Below are 17,548 nucleotides of genomic sequence, written 5' to 3'. Positions count from 1 at the left end.
GCAGCCGATAAGGGGATGATTATCATAGCCAACAGGGTTGATCTAAACTGTGACATGGGAGAAAGCTTCGGTGCTTATAAAATCGGCCTGGATGAAGAAGCTATCAAACATATATCATCAGCTAACATAGCCTGTGGATTTCACGCCGGTGACCCACGGGTAATGGCCCGCACAATAGACCTGGCGCTGGCCCACGGCGTGGCTCCGGGGGCACATCCTGGTTTTCCCGATTTACTTGGTTTCGGCAGGCGTAAATTGGAAGCCACCCCGGAAGAGATTAAAAACTATGTCATCTACCAGGTAGGCGCGCTGCAGGCGTTTGCCCGCACCAGGGGAACGGTGCTGCAGCATGTAAAACCCCACGGAGCATTGTATAATACCGCCGCCGGGGACATAAAAATTGCCCGGGCCCTGGCAGAGGCTGTTTACAGCCTGGATAAAAATCTGGTATTCCTGGTGCTGGCCGGTTCAGAATTGGAAAGAGCAGCCCGGGAAGTGGGCCTGCGGTACGCCCGGGAAGTGTTTGCCGACCGCAACTATAACAACGACGGCACCCTGGTCTGCCGGAGCGAACCCGGCAGCGTAATCACAGATTCAGCCGCAGCCGCCGCCAGGATGGTGGAAATCATCACCACCGGGCGGATTAAAGCCATCGACGGCACCAGTTTTCCAGTTCGGGCGGACTCCATATGCGTGCACGGTGATACACCCGGGGCAATAAACCACATCATCAACCTGCGCCGGACTTTATCTGAAGCAGGTATCGCTGTTGTACCCATGGCTGAACTGGTCGGATAAGTTTTTACGGAGGCGTTTTATATGTACAAACAGGCCCGGTATCTGCCCGCCGGAGATAAAGGGCTGGTAGTGGAATTCGGAAACGCCATATCCCCGGCAATAAACAATCAGGTGCGGGGCTTTACCCTGGCTCTGGAAAAAGCCGGTTTGCCCGGCGTTATGGAATACATACCCACCTACCGTTCGTTACTGGTAATTTACAACCCCCTGGTCTGGGAACCTGCTTTGCTCATCGCCAGGCTGCGGGAAATAGAATCCAGCCTGGCAACCAGTGAATTTCCCGACCCCGTTATTTATCATCTGCCAGTGGCCTATGGCGGTGATTTCGGCCCTGACCTGGACTTCATCTGCGACTATACCGGCCTTGCCGCACAAGATATCATCCGCCTGCACAGCGAGGCTGATTATTTAATCTACATGCTGGGATTCACCCCCGGCTTTCCATACCTGGGCGGAATGGACCGGCGCATTGCCGCGCCGCGTCTGGAAACTCCCCGTATCAGCATCCCCGCCGGTTCGGTGGGCATCGCCGGCAGCCAGACCGGTATTTACCCGGTGGCAAGCCCGGGCGGGTGGCGTGTTATCGGCCGCACACCGGTGCGGCTGTTCGAACCATCCGGTTCCAATCCCGTGCTCTTAAGCGCCGGTGATTTTGTCCGTTTCTTTGCCGTCACGCCCCGGCAATACCGGCAAATAGAGGCGGCAGTTGAAAAAGGCGCTTACCGGATCACCGTAAACCAGGTGACCAAATGTCCTTGACCGCTTGGAAAAGCTGTGCGCGCATCAGGTGTAACCAACCGGTGTAGGAGGTTATAAGATTGCCGTTACTGAGGATTGAAAATCCCGGATTTTTAACCACCATCCAGGACCGGGGCCGCTTCGGATATCAAAAACAAGGCGTGCCCGTGGCCGGTGCCATGGATGAATATGCCCTGCGGGTAGCCAACCTATTGGTGGGCAACAATGAAAATGAAGGCTGCCTGGAAATCACGCTAATTGGACCGCTGATAGAGTTTTTGACCCCGGGGTTGGTGGCGCTTACCGGCGCCGACCTGGGGGCCGGACTGAACGATATTAGCTGCCCGCCCTGGCAGTCATTCCAGGTTCGGCGGGGCGACAGACTGCATTTTACCGGTGGGCCTGAAGGGTGCCGGGCCTACCTGGCGGCAGCGGGCGGGTTTGACATTCCCCCGGTGTTGGGGAGCAGATCCACATACCTGCGTGCCGGGATCGGCGGGTTGGCAGGACGGGCCTTATGCGCCGGTGATCAACTGTCGGTCAGGCCAATTGCCGGAGACAGTCAATTACCGCCCCGGACCGTACCGGCGGACTACCGGCACGAACCGGTTAACCCGCTGGTGCTCAGAGTTGTTCCGGGGCCCCAGGACGACGCCTTCACCCGGCAGGGAATACAAACCTTTTTACAAAGCGCATATACGATAGCGCTGGAATCCGACCGCATGGGCTGCCGTCTGGAGGGACCGGAGATTGCACACAAAAACAGCCCGGATATTATCTCCGACGGTATCGCCATGGGCTCCATCCAGGTGCCCGGTAACGGGAAGCCCATTATTATGCTGACGGACCGGCAGACCACCGGTGGCTATGCCAAGATAGCCACGGTTATCACCCCGGATCTCTGGAAACCGGCCCAGGCCAGGCCCGGAGAAGTAGTCAGCTTCACCCCGGTTACACCGGAACAGGCCTACGAGGCATATATCGCTTACGAGAACAGACTTAAGCTGCTGCCGACCAGATTCATAAGGCTTTAGTACCTGTAGTGCTGGTTGTTATTTTGCCGGCCGGTCGGCAATCGACCGGTGGGCATCAACAATATCAATACTTGCATGCAAAGGAGGTATAAAATACGGGCGTTACCGGGGGTTCGCCACCCTTGATGCTTTAACTGCTTAGTTAAATGTAAATTTAGTTAGGAGGTTTGTATCATGCATTGGTCCAAGAAAAGAAGTCTATTTACCCTTATTGCGTCCCTGTTTGCCCTGTCTATAATTATTGCCGGGTGCGGCGGGGGAGCTTCGGAACAGCAGTCAGGCTCAGAAAAAGCGGCTGACCCCGTTAAATGGACGGCCAACTCGGTCTGGCCGCCGGAGAACCACCAGAGTATCGGGCTGCAGGAATTTGCGGATCAGGTTAAAGAAGCCACTGAAGGTCAGGTGGAGATTACCGTTTCCACCGGCGGCGCCCTGGGTTACAAAGGACCCGAACTGCTTAAAGTAGTTCGCGACGGTCTGGTGCCGGTATCCGACATGCTGACCAGCGGTGTAGCCGGAGACGAGCCTATTTTTGAAATTGTTACCCTGCCGTTTTTAATCCAAAGCTTCGAAGAAGGTAAAATATTGAACGATATTGCCCGGCCTTATTTTGACCAGATAGCGGAAGAGAAATGGAACCAAAAGATCCTTTACATTGCCCCGTGGCCGGCGGCCGGGTTGTGGTCCAAGGAAGAAGTGACCAGCGTTGACGGTATGAAAGGCCTGAAGACCCGCACCTATGATAAGAACGGCGGCCTGGTAATGGAAGCCGTTGGCGGCACTCCCTATCCGCTGCCCTTCAGTGAAGTGTACTCATCACTGGCCACCGGTGTTATCGACTCGGTTCTGACTTCCACTCCCACCGCTGTCGACGCCAAATTCTGGGAAGTGCTGAAGTATTACTCACCCATGAACGTAACCATGGCCACCGACCTGATCACAGTAAACCTTGATGAATTCAATAAACTGGATCCGGAAACCCAGGAAATCCTGATTGCCACCGGTAAAGAAATTGAAGCCAAAATGTGGGAAGACGTGGCCAAGCTGGATAAGGATAAGGAAGCCCTGTGCAACGAAAATGGCATCGTTACCGTTCCTCCCAGCCAGGAATTCTTGAATGACCTGTCCGATATTACAAAGGATATCCGGGATGAATGGCTGCAGAGTGCGCCGCCCGAAGCCAAGGAAATTGTTGACGCGTTCCAGAAAGAGGTAGGCCGCGAATAAAGAAGACTTGGTTCAGGTGGGGTTTTGACCCCACCTGAACCTTAGTCGCACTTATTTCGAGTTTATCGCCGCTTAACTCCCGCCTGTAGAGGCGGTAGTCTTAGCGGCGGTTAACGAGATAAGAAAAATCAGCGGAGCAACCGGGTATACAATCCGGTTGCTCCAAACCTCGGCAAGATATCCATATAGTTTATTTTGAAGGAAGGTACACATGGAAAAGTTTACCCGTTTATGTGACAGGCTGGCCCAGGGTTGTGGATACGCCGCCGGGTTCTTGATGCTGCTGGGTCTGGCCCTGATATTAATTGAAATTGTGATTCGCACCCTGTTCAGCAGTACTCTTTATATTACTGAAGAATATACCGCTTACCTGATGGTGGGCATAACATTCCTGGCCCTGTCTTACACGCTTAAAGAGAAGGGCCATATCCGCATGGTTTTCCTGCACACAATCCTAAAGGGCAAGGCCCGCATCGCCGTGGACATTTACGCCTTTACCGTCGGCCTGGTGCTGTGCGCCGTAATTACCGCCACCACCGCCCTGTTCTTTTGGGATTCCGTAGTATCGCAAAGCCGTTCCATGCAGATTTCCGCCACTTACCTGGCCATCCCGCAGTTTTTTATGCCCCTGGGCTCATTTATCCTGACCCTGCAATTCGCCGCCGAGCTCGGGCGGACTATAATGCTGCTCCGCTCCGATCAGTTGGAAGAACAAAAAATAGAATCCGGCGCCCTGGGCCGGTAAAGCGCTCTGGTTAAGCTATTTTAGGGGGATATGCAATGGACTTATTTATAATTTCTTTTACACTGCTGGGGCTCCTGATCCTGTTGTTGGGCAGCAGTATCTGGGTGGGCATCACCCTTTTCCTGGTGGGTATCACCGGGTTCATGATGTTTACCAGTACGCAGCCGCTGACTATTCTATCCAATATCCTGTGGAACAGCACCAATAGTTCCACCATGATGGCCCTGCCGTTATTTATATTTATGGGTGAAATCCTATTTCGAAGCAAAATTTCCGAGAACCTGTTTAAGGGATTGTCTCCCTGGCTGAACAGCCTGCCCGGCCGCTTGATTCACGTAAACATAGCGGCCAGCGCCCTGTTTGCCGCTGTCAGCGGTTCTTCGGCCGCCACCACCGCTACAGTGGGCAAGATTACTCTTCCCGAACTGCAAAAAAGGAATTATGATTCCTCTCTTTGCCTGGGCAGCCTTGCCGGGGCCGGCACTCTGGGTTTTCTCATTCCACCCAGCCTGGTAATGCTGGTTTACGGCATAATGTCCGGGGTCAGTATCGGCAAACTATTTATCGCCGGCATCATCCCGGGTGCCATGCTTGCCACAGGCTTCAGCCTGTATGTCATGATCAGGTCGCTGTTTAATCCCGGCCTGGCTCCTGCCGGTGACCTGCGTTATACCTGGCGGGACCGTTTGAGAACGATACCGCAGCTATTGCCGGTGATCACTTTGATCCTAATGGTGCTGGGGAGCATTTACACCGGCTGGGCAACACCAACCGAAGCTGCCGCCGTAGGTGTGCTGGGTGCCATATTTTTTGCCCTGATTTCCCGCAGCATGGACGGAAAGGTATTCATGGAGGCGGTCCTGGGGTCGGTAAAAACCAGCTGTATGATCATGCTGATCGTGGCCGGGGCTTCATTCCTGTCCGTGGCCGTGGGTTACCTGGGCATCCCGGCCAGTCTTACCCAGTTTATCGGCACCCTGGGGCTATCCAAGTACGAACTGATTATCATCCTTTCCGTAATGTACGTTATCATGGGCTTCATGCTGGATGGTTTTTCCATGATCGTCATGAGCCTGCCTCTGGCCCTGCCGCTGATTACGGCCGCCGGGTTTGATCCCCTGTGGTTCGGCATCTACCTGGTGATTATGATCGAAGTTTCCCAGATCACACCTCCGGTGGGGTTCAACCTTTTCGTCATCAACGGGCTGGTCGACGAGAATATATTCAAGATCGCCCTTTATGCACTGCCCTCTTTTATCATCATGTTTATCATTGTCGCGCTGCTTACCCTGTACCCGCAAATAGTACTAACATTACCGAATATGATGCTCAGGTAATAAAGAAGACTTGATTCAGGTGGGGTTTTTGACCCATAGGTTGGTAACATACCTCGACCCAAAAGTTTGACCCATAAGCAGAGGTGTGTCCCCTGACCGCTAAACCTTAGTCGCACTTATTCGAGCTTACAGGAGATAAAATAAACAGCAAAAAAAGAGTTTAAACCGGGCCAGGGTTCATACCCCGCCCGGTTTTTATTGTTACGCCCATCCCGCGGCGATTATTCCGGGATCAGTCACAACCAATACTTTGCGTGCGCCAAAATTCTTCGCATTGGTATATATCCTTACGTTCCTTTGGTGCAATAAATTAATTTATGGCAAAGTACCTTGACACAAATAGTAATATGATATAAAGTATATATTGTGAGGTGAATAACTGTGAATGCCACAATTTCCACAGACCTCATCCGTGGTCACACCGACACTATAATTTTAAACGTACTTCGTCAAGGTGATAGCTACGGATATGAGATCTACAAAAAAATTATCAAGCTGAGCGGCAACCAGTATGAATTAAAGGAAGCAACCTTATATACCGCTTTCCGCCGGTTGGAGCAAGACGGTTGCATCCTCTCCTATTGGGGGGATGAAACTCAGGGCGGTAGACGCAAGTATTATCGCATTACCGATAAAGGCAAAGAGCTCTACGAACAAAGCAAAAAAGACTGGAGCTTTGCCAAAGGTGTTTTAGACAAATTGATTACAGGAGGTCTTGACGATGGCCAAGATTGAAAATCGCCTGGATAAAAAAGTAACGGCATATATCGACAATCTGTTTTCCGGGGTTGGACCAAATCAGCAGCTGTTTGACCTAAAGGAAGAGCTGGCCATAAACATTAAAGAAAAAACTGCGGATTTTAAAGCCCGGGGCATGGACGATGAGCAGGCTTTTAAAGAGGCGGTAATTTCCATGGGTGATTTAAGCGGGCTGGTGGATGACATGCGTAAACTGGGACAGGATACGGCCAAGCAATCGGTTTATTCTACGATGACAGCACGTATTTCAACGGCTGGAATAATTGCCGGAGTGCTGCTTGGGTTATTTGGGGTATTTACGGTTGCCATGTTGTACTTTATGGATTTGGATGCGGTAAGTGTTACGGGTTCCGGAATATTCATCGTTGCAGGCGGAACGTTAATAACTTACAGCGTACTGACAAGAGAAACCCGTAAAAAATATGCCATGAACAAGATACGCTCCCTGCTCTATGCTTTGTCCATAGGACTAGTGCTTTTTAGTATGTTTACAGCGACAGCCGCCCGTTTCGCCACCGGTGAAATATATATCGCCATCGGTTCATTAATGGTTTTCTCTTTATCGGGTATCGGATTGTTCTTGTTTCTTATACTTACGGGAACCGACCGCCGTAAGAATGCATAATAAATGAGGAGATAAAAAACCGGGGAGGGTTGTTCCGCATGATCAAGGTGAGAAAAAAATGGATTGTTTTAGCGATTGTTGTTTTGATTGCCGCCGGTCTCGCGGTCGCCTACGACAGAAAGGGGACGGACCAGGCCGAACCGGTGCCGGTGGCTGACGATGCCAAGCTGGTGGAAACCGAAACGGCCAAGTCGGATCAGCTCTCCCGTTATTCAGAATTGTCGGGAACCCTGTCCCCCGGTGAGGAAGCGCCCATTTCATTTGAGGCCTCCGGCCGTATTACTGAAATGTATTACAAGGAGGGAGACCAGGTGGCGGCCGGGGAGATAATGGCGCAGATGGTCGCCACTGAATACTCCTTGCAGCTGGCTCAGTCCGAAGCTGCAATGGAAAAGTCCCGGGTGGCCTACCAAAAGGCCGGGGATGATTTCAACCGCATGGAGGAACTTTACAGACAGGGGGTACTGTCAAAGAATGATTATGAGATTGCCAGGGACAGACTGACTGTGGCCGAAAAAGACTATTTACTGGCCCAGGAGTCGTACTCCCTGGTTAACGAAGGAAAAAACCAGCTCAGGGCACCCACCGGCGGAACGGTGATAGCGAAGCTTTCTTCGGTGGGGCAGATTGTCGACACCGGCACCCCGGTGTACCGCATTGGGCAGGTTAACCAATTAAAGGTAATTTTGCCGGTGCCGGATACTGAAATTTCCACTTGGGAAAAAGGTGATGCTGTAACCCTTTTGCTACATAACCACAGCAAGAATGGCAGAGTCACCCGTATATTGCCCACCACCAACCAGGGCACCGGCACCATCGGTGTGGAGGTGGCTGTGGACAACTCCGGGCGCGACTGGTTTCCCGGACAGGTGGTAAGGGTCAGGCGGGCCATGGAAACAATGGAAGGGATTTTTGTGCCCGTGCAGGCGGTTTTGAGCTACGGCGAGGAAAAGCCCCACGTTTTCATAGCCTCCGGGGACAAGGTGGTGAAAACCACGGTAGCCACCGGCCAACTGATTGGTGACCGGCTTGAGATACTATCAGGATTAAAGCCCGGGGACCAAGTGGTGGTCAGGGGTGCGGAAAAACTGTTTGACGGCAGCGTAATCAAGCAAGCGGGGGTTGGACAGTGATCGAGTATATTATAAAAAAGCGGAGAATTACCATACTCTTTTTTGTAATGGTGGTAGCCGTCGGCTTTTTAAGCCTGTTACAGCTTCCCCGCCAGGAAGATCCGGATATAACCATCGACTTTGCCATGGTGACCACCACTTTTCCTGGGGCGTCGCCGGAAAAAGTGGAGCAAACCGTAACCAAAAAGATTGAGCAGAAAATAAAGGAACTGCAGGGTGTGGAGACCATCACCTCCACCTCGGGCTTCGGGTATTCCAGCATCCAGATATATTCCAGGGACGGGGTGGAACCCCAAAAGCTTTGGGATGAACTGCGCAAAAAGGTAAAGGACGCCGAGGCAGACCTGCCCGACGGGGCCGACAAGCCTGTTATTAATGATGATTTATTCCGCAACTCTTTCTATACGGTAAATATAACGGCGGATACCAGGGAACATCTTTACAGCCTGAGAGATACGTTGAAAATTTGGCGGGACCAGCTGCGAACCTTGCCCGGTGTTGCCGATGTGACCGTGGGCGGGCTTCCGGAGCAGGAGGTACGGGTTGATGTGGACCCGCAAAAGCTGCAGAGTTACGGAATTCCCTGGACCCAGGTGATGGCGGCGGTAAAGTCGGAAAACGAGCGGGTTCCCATCGGCGATTTAAGTATCAAGGGCCACATACACCAGTTAAAGCTGCCTGATACATACAAGGTGGATGACCTTAACCGGGTTATTGTCTCCCGCACCAGGGAGGGCTTTCCCGTGTACCTTAAAGACGTCGGACGGGCCTACCTTTCTGAAGGGGATGAGGAGGTATTCGTATACCACGGCGGCAAGCCAGCCGCCGTGCTGGGAATTGTTGTGGATAAGGGCATTGATATTCCCTCTCAACAGGCGCATGTAGACAACATGTTGGAGGCGCTGAAGAAAACCCTGCCCCCCTGGGCCTCTGTGGAACCGGTATATGCCCAGAGCGAAAGCGCCAAGACCTTATATGACAGTTTAAAGAAGGAAATGATCATCGCCATCGTGGCAGTGCTGTTTGTCTGTACCCTGGGACTGAACCTGATCACCTCCGTCATTATTGCCTTTGCCATCCCCATTTCCATGGCGGTGGGACTGATCTTCCTGCCCCCGCTGGGTATTACACTTAATACCATGTCCATTTTCGCTCTGATTATTGTGCTGGGGATTCTAGTGGACGATGCGGTGGTGGTTAACGATAACATTGAACGCCATCTCTTCGCATTAAAGGAACCGCCCTTTGCGGCTGCAGTTAATGGAACCAGAGAGGTTTCCATCTCCATACTAACCGCCACCATGGCCACCGTTTGTTCCTTCGGGCCCCTCTATTTCCTACCGGGTGGTACCGGGGAGTTCATCCGGCCTCTGCCGGTGGTGGTCGCCCTGACCATGCTTGCTTCCATGGTCATGTCCCTTACGGTGGTCCCCATTTTCCGGCAGTGGTACGAGGAGCGCAGACGCGGGAAGAGTGCGGGAAAAGAGAAGCCGGCGGGACTCCTGGGCAGGCAGTTGAACAGCCTGGCCGGCTGGTACGGCAACAAGCTGATGCCTGTATTGCTTGAACGCCCGTTAAAGACCTGTTTGACCGGGGTATTGATTGGAACCCTGGCCTACGGGCTGGTGGCCTTTACCCCGGTGGACCTGTTTCCGTCGGAGGATGCGGAAGCGCTGCCCATATATGTCCGGCTGCCCGTGGGAACAGATATTGAGGAAACCCACCGGGTAGTTAAGGAGCTGCGGGACTGGCTCGGGCAGCAGCCGGAGGTGAAGACGGTGGTGGCCTGTGCCGGAGGCAAGGCGGACCTGTTTTTTGGGGGAGGCACTTCAATTGACAATTTATCCCCCCATGAAGGGGAACTGGTGGTCAAATTGGACCGTCAGCAGACCAAACCCGAGGATGTTGCCGGCCGCTGGCAGGAAGAACTCGAAGGAATGTATCCCGGGGTGGCCGTCAACCCCATAATGCTGGAAGCCGGGCCGCCGGTGGGGGACCCCATATCGATACACATTTATGGTGACGATATAGGAATGTTGCGGGCCCTGGCCGAACAGCTAAAGGAGGGCATTGCCAAAGTTCCCGGGGCCTACGACATAAAAGACGACTTCGGAGCGGACCGCCATACCCTGGAATTTCAGGTTAACAAGGACATGATGGATCAAAAGATGGTTGGTGCCACCGACCTTTCCCGAACGCTGCGCCTGGTTGGCGAAGGGTTAAAGGTGGGAGAGTTTGACAGCGGAAAGGACCTGATTGACATAAACCTGTATTCCGGCAAGTCCGGAGATGACCCCATGCTTGTGTTCCAATCTCTAACAGTTCCCAGCGCCGGTGGAGATCAGGTCCCTCTGGCCTCGATTGCCGCTATTAATCCATCCTTCAGCATCCAGGCCATTCCCCACCGCAATCTTTCCCGGGTGGTGACCATCACGGGGAATGTAAGGGAACGCACCGCCACTGAAGCGATGAATGACATCATGCCCATTTTACAGAGCCTTGATTTGCCGGCGGGTTACCGCTGGGATATCGGGGGAGAGATGTCGGAGCAGACCGATATATTCATAGATATGGGTAAACTGTCTATAATAGTGTTTTTCCTCATTTTAATACTGATGGCCATGCAGTTTAATTCCTTAAGCATGCCGCCGCTGATTATGAGCACTGTTTACCTGGCCGTGGCGGGCAGCCTGATCGGGCTTTTTATCACCCGCACCCCTCTGGGATTCATGTCCATGCTGGGGGTCATTTCCTTAGCCGGCGTGGTGGTACGCAACGGGATAGTGCTGATAGATTTTATAGAAAAGGCCCGGGCGGCGGGAATGGAACTGAAAGAGGCTGTCATCCGGGCCGGAGAAGCCCGCCTGCGCCCGATAATTCTGACCACCGCCACGGCCACCGCCGGGCTTTTGCCCATGACCCTTTCCGGGGACCCGTTCTTCTTTCCCATGGGGATGACCATTATTTCCGGGCTGGTGTTTTCCACCCTGCTGACGCTTATCGTGCTGCCTTCGGCCTATACCGTTCTGGCCGGTTACAGGGAGCAAAGAAAAGCCCGGAAAGCGCTGAAGGAAGCAGCAATTTACGGGCAGGCTCCGGAAACCGGCATATAGCTGCCGGAGCTGACACACGGAGGGCGAGAGCATGACTACGCAGCGACACTCCACCCGGGAGATCAGTTCCGCACCCGTTTCTCCAAGTCCAAAACGATCCGGTTGAAGTGGTCAGGGTGTTCGAAGTGAAACCCGTGACCGGAGTCCACCTTGAAGAACTCGACGTCTTTGAGGAGCGACCGGACACGTTGGGCGTCTTCACCGCTCATCGCGGCCAGCAGGATGCCGTTGTCATTGTAGCTCCAGTTGGTGTGGATCAGGACGGTTGGGACAGTGATCCGTGCCAGGGTCTCCGCGTGGTCGAAGTCCTGGTGGAACGTGTTGTCATAGAAGGCCTCGCCGAAGCGGGGGTCATAGGACTGCATGGCGCGGAACATCTCGTTGAACGACGGTGGCATGTAGAAGAGCATGAGCGGTTCTTCGGGGTTCTTCTTCCGGGCGGACAATGCGCTTCGCTGGATACTGTCCTTAGCTCCCTTGAAGAGGTCCCACATCGCGTCATGGCGGATGTAAAAGGCGGTGAAGTCTTTCTCTCCGCTTCGGAGAAACTCGTGTGCGGTGGTGGCGAGACCGACGTGGTTGAACGTCTTCTTCGCACGTGGCAGAACTGAGGAGAAGAACGGCGGATCTTCCAGAATGACTCCGCGTACCTGCTCGGGTGCGTCGGCGGCAAGGCGAGCCGCTACCAGCCCTCCCGAAGAGTGGCCGGCGACCGTTGCGGGTTCCCCCACGACCCGGGTCAGGAACTGCCGCAGGTCAGCCGCCAGTGCCTTGGCGCTGTATTTCTCCGGGACGTGTGCGGATCGTCCATGGCCGTAACAGTCGACCGCGAAGACGTGATACCGCTTCGACAGCTCCGGCAGCACACGATTCCAGTGCCGCCAGTCCGTCAGCTGCCCGTGGATGAGGAGCAGAGCCGGTCCGTTGTCCGGGCCCTCGGCATAGTTCAGCAGGGAACCATCTACCCCGACCTGGTGCTCGACGAGTCCGGCGCGCGTCACCCGGCTCGTATCCCAACTGGAGTAGGTCACATTCCTGACCACGTACCCCGTTGCCGCCAGAACGAGTAACGCAACCAGTCCTGCCGGGATCAACACCACCATGCGTGCCCGCTTACCGGCGCTCACCCTCGTACCTCCATCTCGCCCGCAGCCTGGTCATCAGACTCCGAACTCGTTCCCAGCCTGGGAGAGCCACCGCTTTTTTCTTTTGATTATCATGTTGCATTTTTTTCATTCCTTTCGCTAGCCCAAGGCATAAAAATTAAAAAGATCGTTTATTACATTCTCATTATTTTTTGAAACCGACAACTTCTATTCACATATTCTTAACTTTTATTCAAACCAATACACATTACCAAGAAAATGTTCTCCAAGGAAAACGTTGGGGGGCTTCGAATTTCCGGCGCTAAATTATTTTATGGGGGTTGCCGAAATGGCGAGGGCTAAATTGGTTATCATATCGGTAGAAGCTTTATAATACCCTTTTTCCGCTTTGATCGGAGTATTTTGGGGCCAACACAATATAGTCTATTCTTTTAGGGCTTAAGGAACATATTCCCCCCAAAATAAGCCGGAACAATGAACCTGTCCCATTGTCCCACTCCAGCTTGATTATGTTATAATATAGCAGGATTAATAAAACTCATATCTTGGTTTAGGAGTGTCTGCAAATTATGATCGCCCACATTCGTTTACGTTAATGTAAGGTACAGACCATTTAGGCTCAGCCAGTTTTTTTAGGCCCGGGCTTATTTGGCTGTGCCTTTTTTCATTCACGTATATTAAGAATGAATGGGGTGCTTTTTTGTGTCCAAAAACAAAAGAAAAGTATTACATACAGGTCTCCTTGCGGAAAATGAAAGCCTTTTTAGGTGTCCACTATGTTCCGGTCAAATGAAGCTGTTTAATTTAAAGAGTAGGATTATAGTCTTTAAAAAAACCTTTTCTTTCCCTTATTTCCGACAAGCAAACGCTAGAGACGCAACCCAATTCTTGAGTTACGTTAGAGCAGGTAATAATACCTATCCTAGCCATTACTAACACATCCTTCCGGTTATTTTGGGATTAATCATGGGTTTCTTGTATATAACTGTTCAAATAATAATGAAATTCTTAACCGTGCCTGAGAGAGATTTTTTCCAGCATCCTGACAAGCCCGGCGGTAACACCAAAGATAGAGCGAATGTCGAGATTATCTTCCGCCGTAGTATCGAAAAAAATATTGAGTTTGGATTCAAGTTCTTCTTCCGGCTTGCAGTAACAAATCAGTATAGGAATTCTAGGCAAGGGGTATAAAATGAGAGAAATATCAGAGTGGAAAGTATTCGTTGCCGGCTTTCCGCCAAACACATGTAAAATAATCTCAAAAAGATCGGTATGGGTATCAGCAATTTGTTTAAAAGGCTTTTCACATAAAGGTTCAAAAAGCGGAATCCATGTCATCCCATTTTTTAGTTCCCTGAACGGAACCCATTGCCCGGCAACATTTTTTCCTGAACAAGATATAACATAGTCGAGTAATGGTATCATTAACCATGGAATCACATGGCAATCAGATGTAATGCTCCCATTGGAATCAACAGTAAAGTCTTTGCCGAGACACTTGATTTTTAACTTATCACCGGAAAGTGTTGCACCCAATCTTTCCGCTGATGAATAAAAATCTATGGTGGCGATTTCTCCTTTCAGTTGTTGCAGCAATTGCTCTAACTGTTCCTCATAAGGTATTCGTTTTATTATTTTTACAGCAAATTGTTCAACTACATTGTCCTCCAGGTGAGGGCACTCGCCGAGACTTTTTTGTCCCTGGATTACGGCAGTGGCAAAAGCCAGGCATGTCGGCGCTTGACATTGTCCGCAATTTGTTTTCGGGAGTAACTTGTAAATTTCCAGGGGGTTATTGAGTTGAGACATGAGTTGTAACCTCTTTTCGAAACAAAATTACACTGATCCCAATCCTTTTCTGATTTTTTCCAGCAGTGAAATCAATGCTTCCTTTTCATGCCTGTCGAGAGCGGATATGACTTTACACATGTAATCATTGTGTACAGGAAGGAAGGCGTGCATAAGTGCAAAAGCCCTGTTCGTGAGGCAGACCCGGAATACTCTTTTGTCGGAGGGATCAGTACTTCGAACCACCAGGTCTTCTTTTTCCAATCGCTCTACCAGGCCAGTGATGGTGGCCCTGGCAACCAGTAGCTTGTTACCCAATTCTGACTGCGTTAATCCCCGGTCGCCCGCCATGTACAGATGGATCAAGGCGTTGAATTTCGCCGAGGATAGGCCGTAACGTGCAAAATGCATAGAAAAAACATCTTCAATGGCTTCCCATGTAGTTTTCAGTTCATACAGCGTACGTTTTGAAAGGTGGTAATCCAACGCGTCTCCGTTCCGCTCTATTTTTTATCCCTCCTTATTATGTTAGCATGCTAACACATATGTTAGCATGCTAACGATATATAGTCAAGTATACCCGGGTATAAAAATGGCGCCTTTCAAAGAAAATGTTCTCCAAGGGAAAGCGTTGGGGTCTTCGAATCTCCGGCGCTCAATTATTTTATGGGGGTTGCCGAAATGGCGAGGGCTATATTTTTGCAAGCCAATAAATTCCGCTTTAACCAGGACTGTGGGAGCTTATGTAACGGCTGTCAAGGCTCGTTCCGGTAGTAAAGACTTTCGCGGCATTCGGCGAGGTTCCGTTTTTTGTCGTGAATGTTTTGCAAGAATTGCGGAGCCAGGCTCGCGAAAACCGCATCAAAAAAACCGGCGCCATACCCGGTTAATTTTTAAAAGAGTGATATACTTACCGGTACTTACATTCAAAATTAAATAAGGTCAAACAATATAATTAGATTTAATAATCATTTATCAATGATTAACATTTTAAAACCAAGACGAGGAGTGACGCAAATGGCTGTTGATGTTTATATTAATTTTAATGGAAACTGTCGTGAGGCAGTAGAGTTTTACACAGAGGTTTTTGGAACAGAAAAACCTCAAATTATGACCTTTGGAGATACGCCACCCAGCCCTGAATTTCCTCTTCCGGAGGAAGCAAAAAATTTAGTAATGCACACGCGGCTTAACATTAATGGAAGCACTGTTATGTTTTCTGATGTTTTTCCCGGTAGGCCTTTTGTCGCAGGAAACAACATAAGCCTTACGATAATCAGCAAAAACATGGATGAAATAAAGTCTTTGTTTAATAAACTGCAAGAAGGAGGCACTGTAGACATGGAGCTTCAAGAGACTTTCTGGAGCAAATGCTACGGCTCTTTAACGGATAAGTTTGGCATACCATGGCAGCTTAGCTATGACAGTGGAGAAGCGTAAGGACGAACGGCTGAGGTGCCGGGTACGGCTAAATCTCGAGTTATTTTGTCGAATTAGCGGAGTGCCAGGCACCGAGCGTTCATCACCGTCGGCAGCAAGGTGGGTCGGGGCACCCAGTTTTTAAATTTTATTAATAACACCATATTTAATGATATCATTGAAAAATTCAAGTTCTTCAAGGAATTTGTTAAAGCTTGCAGATGCGCCCTGCAATTTATATTTTTCTATATATTTTGCGCCTACCTGCTCTAATATAAAGGCGCTTACTTTAATAACCTTTTCAGGTTCTACACGCAGGGGAAGCTTTTCAAGCAGCCTTTTATCGTATAAGAAATCCTGCATTGATTTCTCCTGATACTTTTCCATATATTTTTTATTAAGAGCTGCAATCTCATCTGCTGCTTCCACCGGGGGAGTTAGTAATGCCCTGGTGGCAAATTCCGTTTCGGTTGGATAATTCAACGCAACCTTATACTTTATGATCATCATTTTTTTTATTCGTTCAAAATAATCATCTTCTTCCAGCATTTCTATTTCAGAAGCTACCTTTTTCGCAAGCCATTCCCTTATGTGCTCAACCAAATACAAAAACAGCCCTTTTTTATTTTTAAAATAATGAAAAAGTATACCTTTGGATATTCCCGCCCTTTGGGTTATCATATCGGTAGAAGCTTTATAATACCCTTTTTCCGCAAACTCTTCCATACTGATCCGTAAAATCAAATCTCGTTTTTCATCGGATAGCTTTTTGAAACTGTTATACATTATGCATTGCTCCTTTTTCTGCCGTAAGGCGATTTATGCCAGGTAAATATTATGACCATGAAACCAATGATATTTGCAGCCACAAGTGCTACAAAATACTGCTGTGAAAAAGCACCATTATAGATACTGTAGATAAGCTGCGTCAGCCAGTAAAACGGTGTTATTAGCGCAATTTTATGCATCATACCGCCAAAGAACAAACCCAGGGTAGACGGCAATATCACGAAAAACACTGAAACAGGTTTAAGAAGAGCGATAGCCTGGGACTGATCCTTGGAAAAATAGGCAATCAATATTACCATGACTGAGCTCAAACCCATTGCCAAAATATAGAGCAATGTAAGGGTTAAAAGACTCGCCGGAGTTTGCAGTATCCACGTACTCGCTACAAATCCAAAGTAACACAGGATTGCGGATACAAGTATTTTGGCGCCAATTGGATAAATATCGGGTGCAGGCTCTGTTTTATATAAATCCACCGTATTGTTTTCCCTCTCTTCTACCACTTTAAAAATAAGGGCACTACCTCCCGTAAATGCCGCAAAAAGTGCATAGGCTAAAATCTTACTTTTTGTAGCTTCCGGGATTTTCCCCATGTCCCCGGGCGCATTTCCTACAGCTATATTTTTAGCCGTTTTAACCGTATCTTCCGACTCGCGTCCATCTATGATTATTTGCTGACCCACAATGCCTATGGCAGCATCAATATCATTAACCCTTTGGTGCATACTCTCTTCATCAGGCATATAGAATACTTTTACACCCTCCGGCACCCCTCTGCCATCTCCCTCAAGCAGCACAATTTTCGGCGCTTCAGAGTAAACAGTGATTAGTCCTGCCCCGGCAAGTGAAGTTAAAACAGGCAGTATGGCAATCAGCAGAAAAAACATATTTCTCCTGGCCAGCTGCATTTCCTTTAAAAAGTAAAACCGAAACACTC

The 17,548-nt window shown here is 50.1% G+C and carries 17 protein-coding genes; 11 read left to right on the top strand and 6 right to left on the bottom strand.

Going from position 1 to position 17,548, the window contains the following annotated elements:
• Positions 1 to 15 precede the first annotated feature (15 nt).
• From BM056_RS03710 to BM056_RS03665, 10 genes are all read left to right on the top strand, one after another.
• On the top strand, positions 16 to 798 hold the full coding sequence (locus BM056_RS03710; RefSeq protein ID WP_092468834.1) for a LamB/YcsF family protein: 783 nt from the start codon (positions 16 to 18) through the stop codon (positions 796 to 798).
• 21 nt (positions 799 to 819) lie between these two features.
• On the top strand, positions 820 to 1,557 hold the full coding sequence (pxpB, locus tag BM056_RS03705; protein ID WP_092468832.1) for a 5-oxoprolinase subunit PxpB: 738 nt from the start codon (positions 820 to 822) through the stop codon (positions 1,555 to 1,557).
• 59 nt (positions 1,558 to 1,616) lie between these two features.
• Positions 1,617 to 2,570 (top strand): 5-oxoprolinase subunit C family protein, encoded by a 954-nt coding sequence (locus BM056_RS03700; protein ID WP_207648125.1) that lies wholly within the window; start codon positions 1,617 to 1,619, stop codon positions 2,568 to 2,570.
• 174 nt (positions 2,571 to 2,744) lie between these two features.
• Positions 2,745 to 3,797 carry a TRAP transporter substrate-binding protein gene (locus BM056_RS03695; RefSeq protein WP_092468830.1) on the top strand — a complete coding sequence of 351 codons (1,053 nt, stop codon included), beginning with the start codon at positions 2,745 to 2,747 and terminating at the stop codon, positions 3,795 to 3,797.
• A gap of 211 nt (positions 3,798 to 4,008) precedes the next feature.
• Entirely contained in the window at positions 4,009 to 4,542 is a 534-nt protein-coding gene (locus tag BM056_RS03690; protein ID WP_092468828.1) for a TRAP transporter small permease subunit, read from the top strand.
• A gap of 35 nt (positions 4,543 to 4,577) precedes the next feature.
• Positions 4,578 to 5,879: a TRAP transporter large permease gene (locus tag BM056_RS03685; protein WP_092468826.1), complete on the top strand. Its 1,302-nt coding sequence runs from the start codon at positions 4,578 to 4,580 to the stop codon at positions 5,877 to 5,879.
• A gap of 381 nt (positions 5,880 to 6,260) precedes the next feature.
• Positions 6,261 to 6,614, top strand: a complete 354-nt coding sequence (locus BM056_RS03680; RefSeq protein ID WP_092468824.1) for a PadR family transcriptional regulator — start codon at positions 6,261 to 6,263, stop codon at positions 6,612 to 6,614.
• Complete coding sequence (locus BM056_RS03675) at positions 6,601 to 7,263, top strand: permease prefix domain 1-containing protein (RefSeq protein ID WP_092468822.1); 663 nt, start codon at positions 6,601 to 6,603, stop codon at positions 7,261 to 7,263. Before BM056_RS03680 ends, BM056_RS03675 begins: the two co-directional genes overlap by 14 nt.
• Positions 7,264 to 7,301: 38 nt before the next feature.
• On the top strand, positions 7,302 to 8,396 hold the full coding sequence (locus tag BM056_RS03670; protein WP_092468820.1) for an efflux RND transporter periplasmic adaptor subunit: 1,095 nt from the start codon (positions 7,302 to 7,304) through the stop codon (positions 8,394 to 8,396).
• Complete coding sequence (locus tag BM056_RS03665; protein WP_092468818.1) at positions 8,393 to 11,509, top strand: efflux RND transporter permease subunit; 3,117 nt, start codon at positions 8,393 to 8,395, stop codon at positions 11,507 to 11,509. The genes BM056_RS03670 and BM056_RS03665 overlap by 4 nt, the downstream gene beginning before the upstream one ends.
• A gap of 62 nt (positions 11,510 to 11,571) precedes the next feature.
• Here the strand turns inward: BM056_RS03665 and BM056_RS03660 are convergent, their stop codons facing one another.
• The 4 genes from BM056_RS03660 to BM056_RS03645 all read right to left on the bottom strand — a co-directional run bounded on the left by BM056_RS03660 (position 11,572) and on the right by BM056_RS03645 (position 14,889).
• On the bottom strand, positions 11,572 to 12,636 hold the full coding sequence (locus tag BM056_RS03660; protein WP_092468817.1) for an alpha/beta fold hydrolase: 1,065 nt from the start codon (positions 12,634 to 12,636) through the stop codon (positions 11,572 to 11,574).
• Entirely contained in the window at positions 12,623 to 12,745 is a 123-nt protein-coding gene (locus BM056_RS27150; protein ID WP_274377509.1) for a hypothetical protein, read from the bottom strand. Before BM056_RS27150 ends, BM056_RS03660 begins: the two co-directional genes overlap by 14 nt.
• Before the next feature lie 878 nt (positions 12,746 to 13,623).
• Positions 13,624 to 14,424, bottom strand: a complete 801-nt coding sequence (locus BM056_RS03650; RefSeq protein WP_092468815.1) for a DUF3786 domain-containing protein — start codon at positions 14,422 to 14,424, stop codon at positions 13,624 to 13,626.
• A 27-nt stretch (positions 14,425 to 14,451) separates the two neighbouring features.
• Positions 14,452 to 14,889, bottom strand: a complete 438-nt coding sequence (locus BM056_RS03645; protein ID WP_238456289.1) for a MarR family winged helix-turn-helix transcriptional regulator — start codon at positions 14,887 to 14,889, stop codon at positions 14,452 to 14,454.
• A 531-nt stretch (positions 14,890 to 15,420) separates the two neighbouring features.
• On the opposite strand from BM056_RS03645, the gene BM056_RS03640 reads away from it, so the two are divergent.
• Complete coding sequence (locus BM056_RS03640) at positions 15,421 to 15,843, top strand: VOC family protein (RefSeq protein WP_092468813.1); 423 nt, start codon at positions 15,421 to 15,423, stop codon at positions 15,841 to 15,843.
• Positions 15,844 to 15,963: 120 nt separating this feature from the next.
• On the opposite strand, the gene BM056_RS03635 is transcribed toward BM056_RS03640, so the two are convergent.
• Both BM056_RS03635 and BM056_RS03630 read right to left on the bottom strand, forming a co-directional pair.
• The gene (locus BM056_RS03635; RefSeq protein WP_092468812.1) at positions 15,964 to 16,608 is read right to left on the bottom strand and encodes a TetR/AcrR family transcriptional regulator; all 645 of its coding nucleotides are present in this window, start codon (positions 16,606 to 16,608) and stop codon (positions 15,964 to 15,966) included.
• Positions 16,608 to 17,546 carry an Rv2686c family ABC transporter permease subunit gene (locus tag BM056_RS03630; RefSeq protein ID WP_165613361.1) on the bottom strand — a complete coding sequence of 313 codons (939 nt, stop codon included), beginning with the start codon at positions 17,544 to 17,546 and terminating at the stop codon, positions 16,608 to 16,610. Before BM056_RS03630 ends, BM056_RS03635 begins: the two co-directional genes overlap by 1 nt.
• Positions 17,547 to 17,548 lie beyond the last annotated feature (2 nt).

Source organism: Desulfotruncus arcticus DSM 17038, from assembly GCF_900113335.1.
GTDB classification, from domain to species: domain Bacteria; phylum Bacillota; class Desulfotomaculia; order Desulfotomaculales; family Desulfallaceae; genus Desulfotruncus; species Desulfotruncus arcticus.
This window is presented reverse-complemented; position numbering and strand designations above follow the sequence as displayed.

Bases quoted from the DNA above. Each gene is read 5' to 3' on its own strand.
- BM056_RS03710 (WP_092468834.1), top strand. From the start codon at position 16: ATGATTATCATAGCCAACAGGGTTGATCTAAACTGTGACATGGGAGAA.
- pxpB (WP_092468832.1), top strand. From the start codon at position 820: ATGTACAAACAGGCCCGGTATCTGCCCGCCGGAGATAAAGGGCTGGTA.
- BM056_RS03695 (WP_092468830.1), top strand. From the start codon at position 2,745: ATGCATTGGTCCAAGAAAAGAAGTCTATTTACCCTTATTGCGTCCCTG.
- BM056_RS03690 (WP_092468828.1), top strand. From the start codon at position 4,009: ATGGAAAAGTTTACCCGTTTATGTGACAGGCTGGCCCAGGGTTGTGGA.
- BM056_RS03685 (WP_092468826.1), top strand. From the start codon at position 4,578: ATGGACTTATTTATAATTTCTTTTACACTGCTGGGGCTCCTGATCCTG.
- BM056_RS03675 (WP_092468822.1), top strand. From the start codon at position 6,601: ATGGCCAAGATTGAAAATCGCCTGGATAAAAAAGTAACGGCATATATC.
- BM056_RS03670 (WP_092468820.1), top strand. From the start codon at position 7,302: ATGATCAAGGTGAGAAAAAAATGGATTGTTTTAGCGATTGTTGTTTTG.
- BM056_RS27150 (WP_274377509.1), bottom strand. From the start codon at position 12,745: ATGAAAAAAATGCAACATGATAATCAAAAGAAAAAAGCGGTGGCTCTC.
- BM056_RS03650 (WP_092468815.1), bottom strand. From the start codon at position 14,424: ATGTCTCAACTCAATAACCCCCTGGAAATTTACAAGTTACTCCCGAAA.
- BM056_RS03640 (WP_092468813.1), top strand. From the start codon at position 15,421: ATGGCTGTTGATGTTTATATTAATTTTAATGGAAACTGTCGTGAGGCA.
- BM056_RS03635 (WP_092468812.1), bottom strand. From the start codon at position 16,608: ATGTATAACAGTTTCAAAAAGCTATCCGATGAAAAACGAGATTTGATT.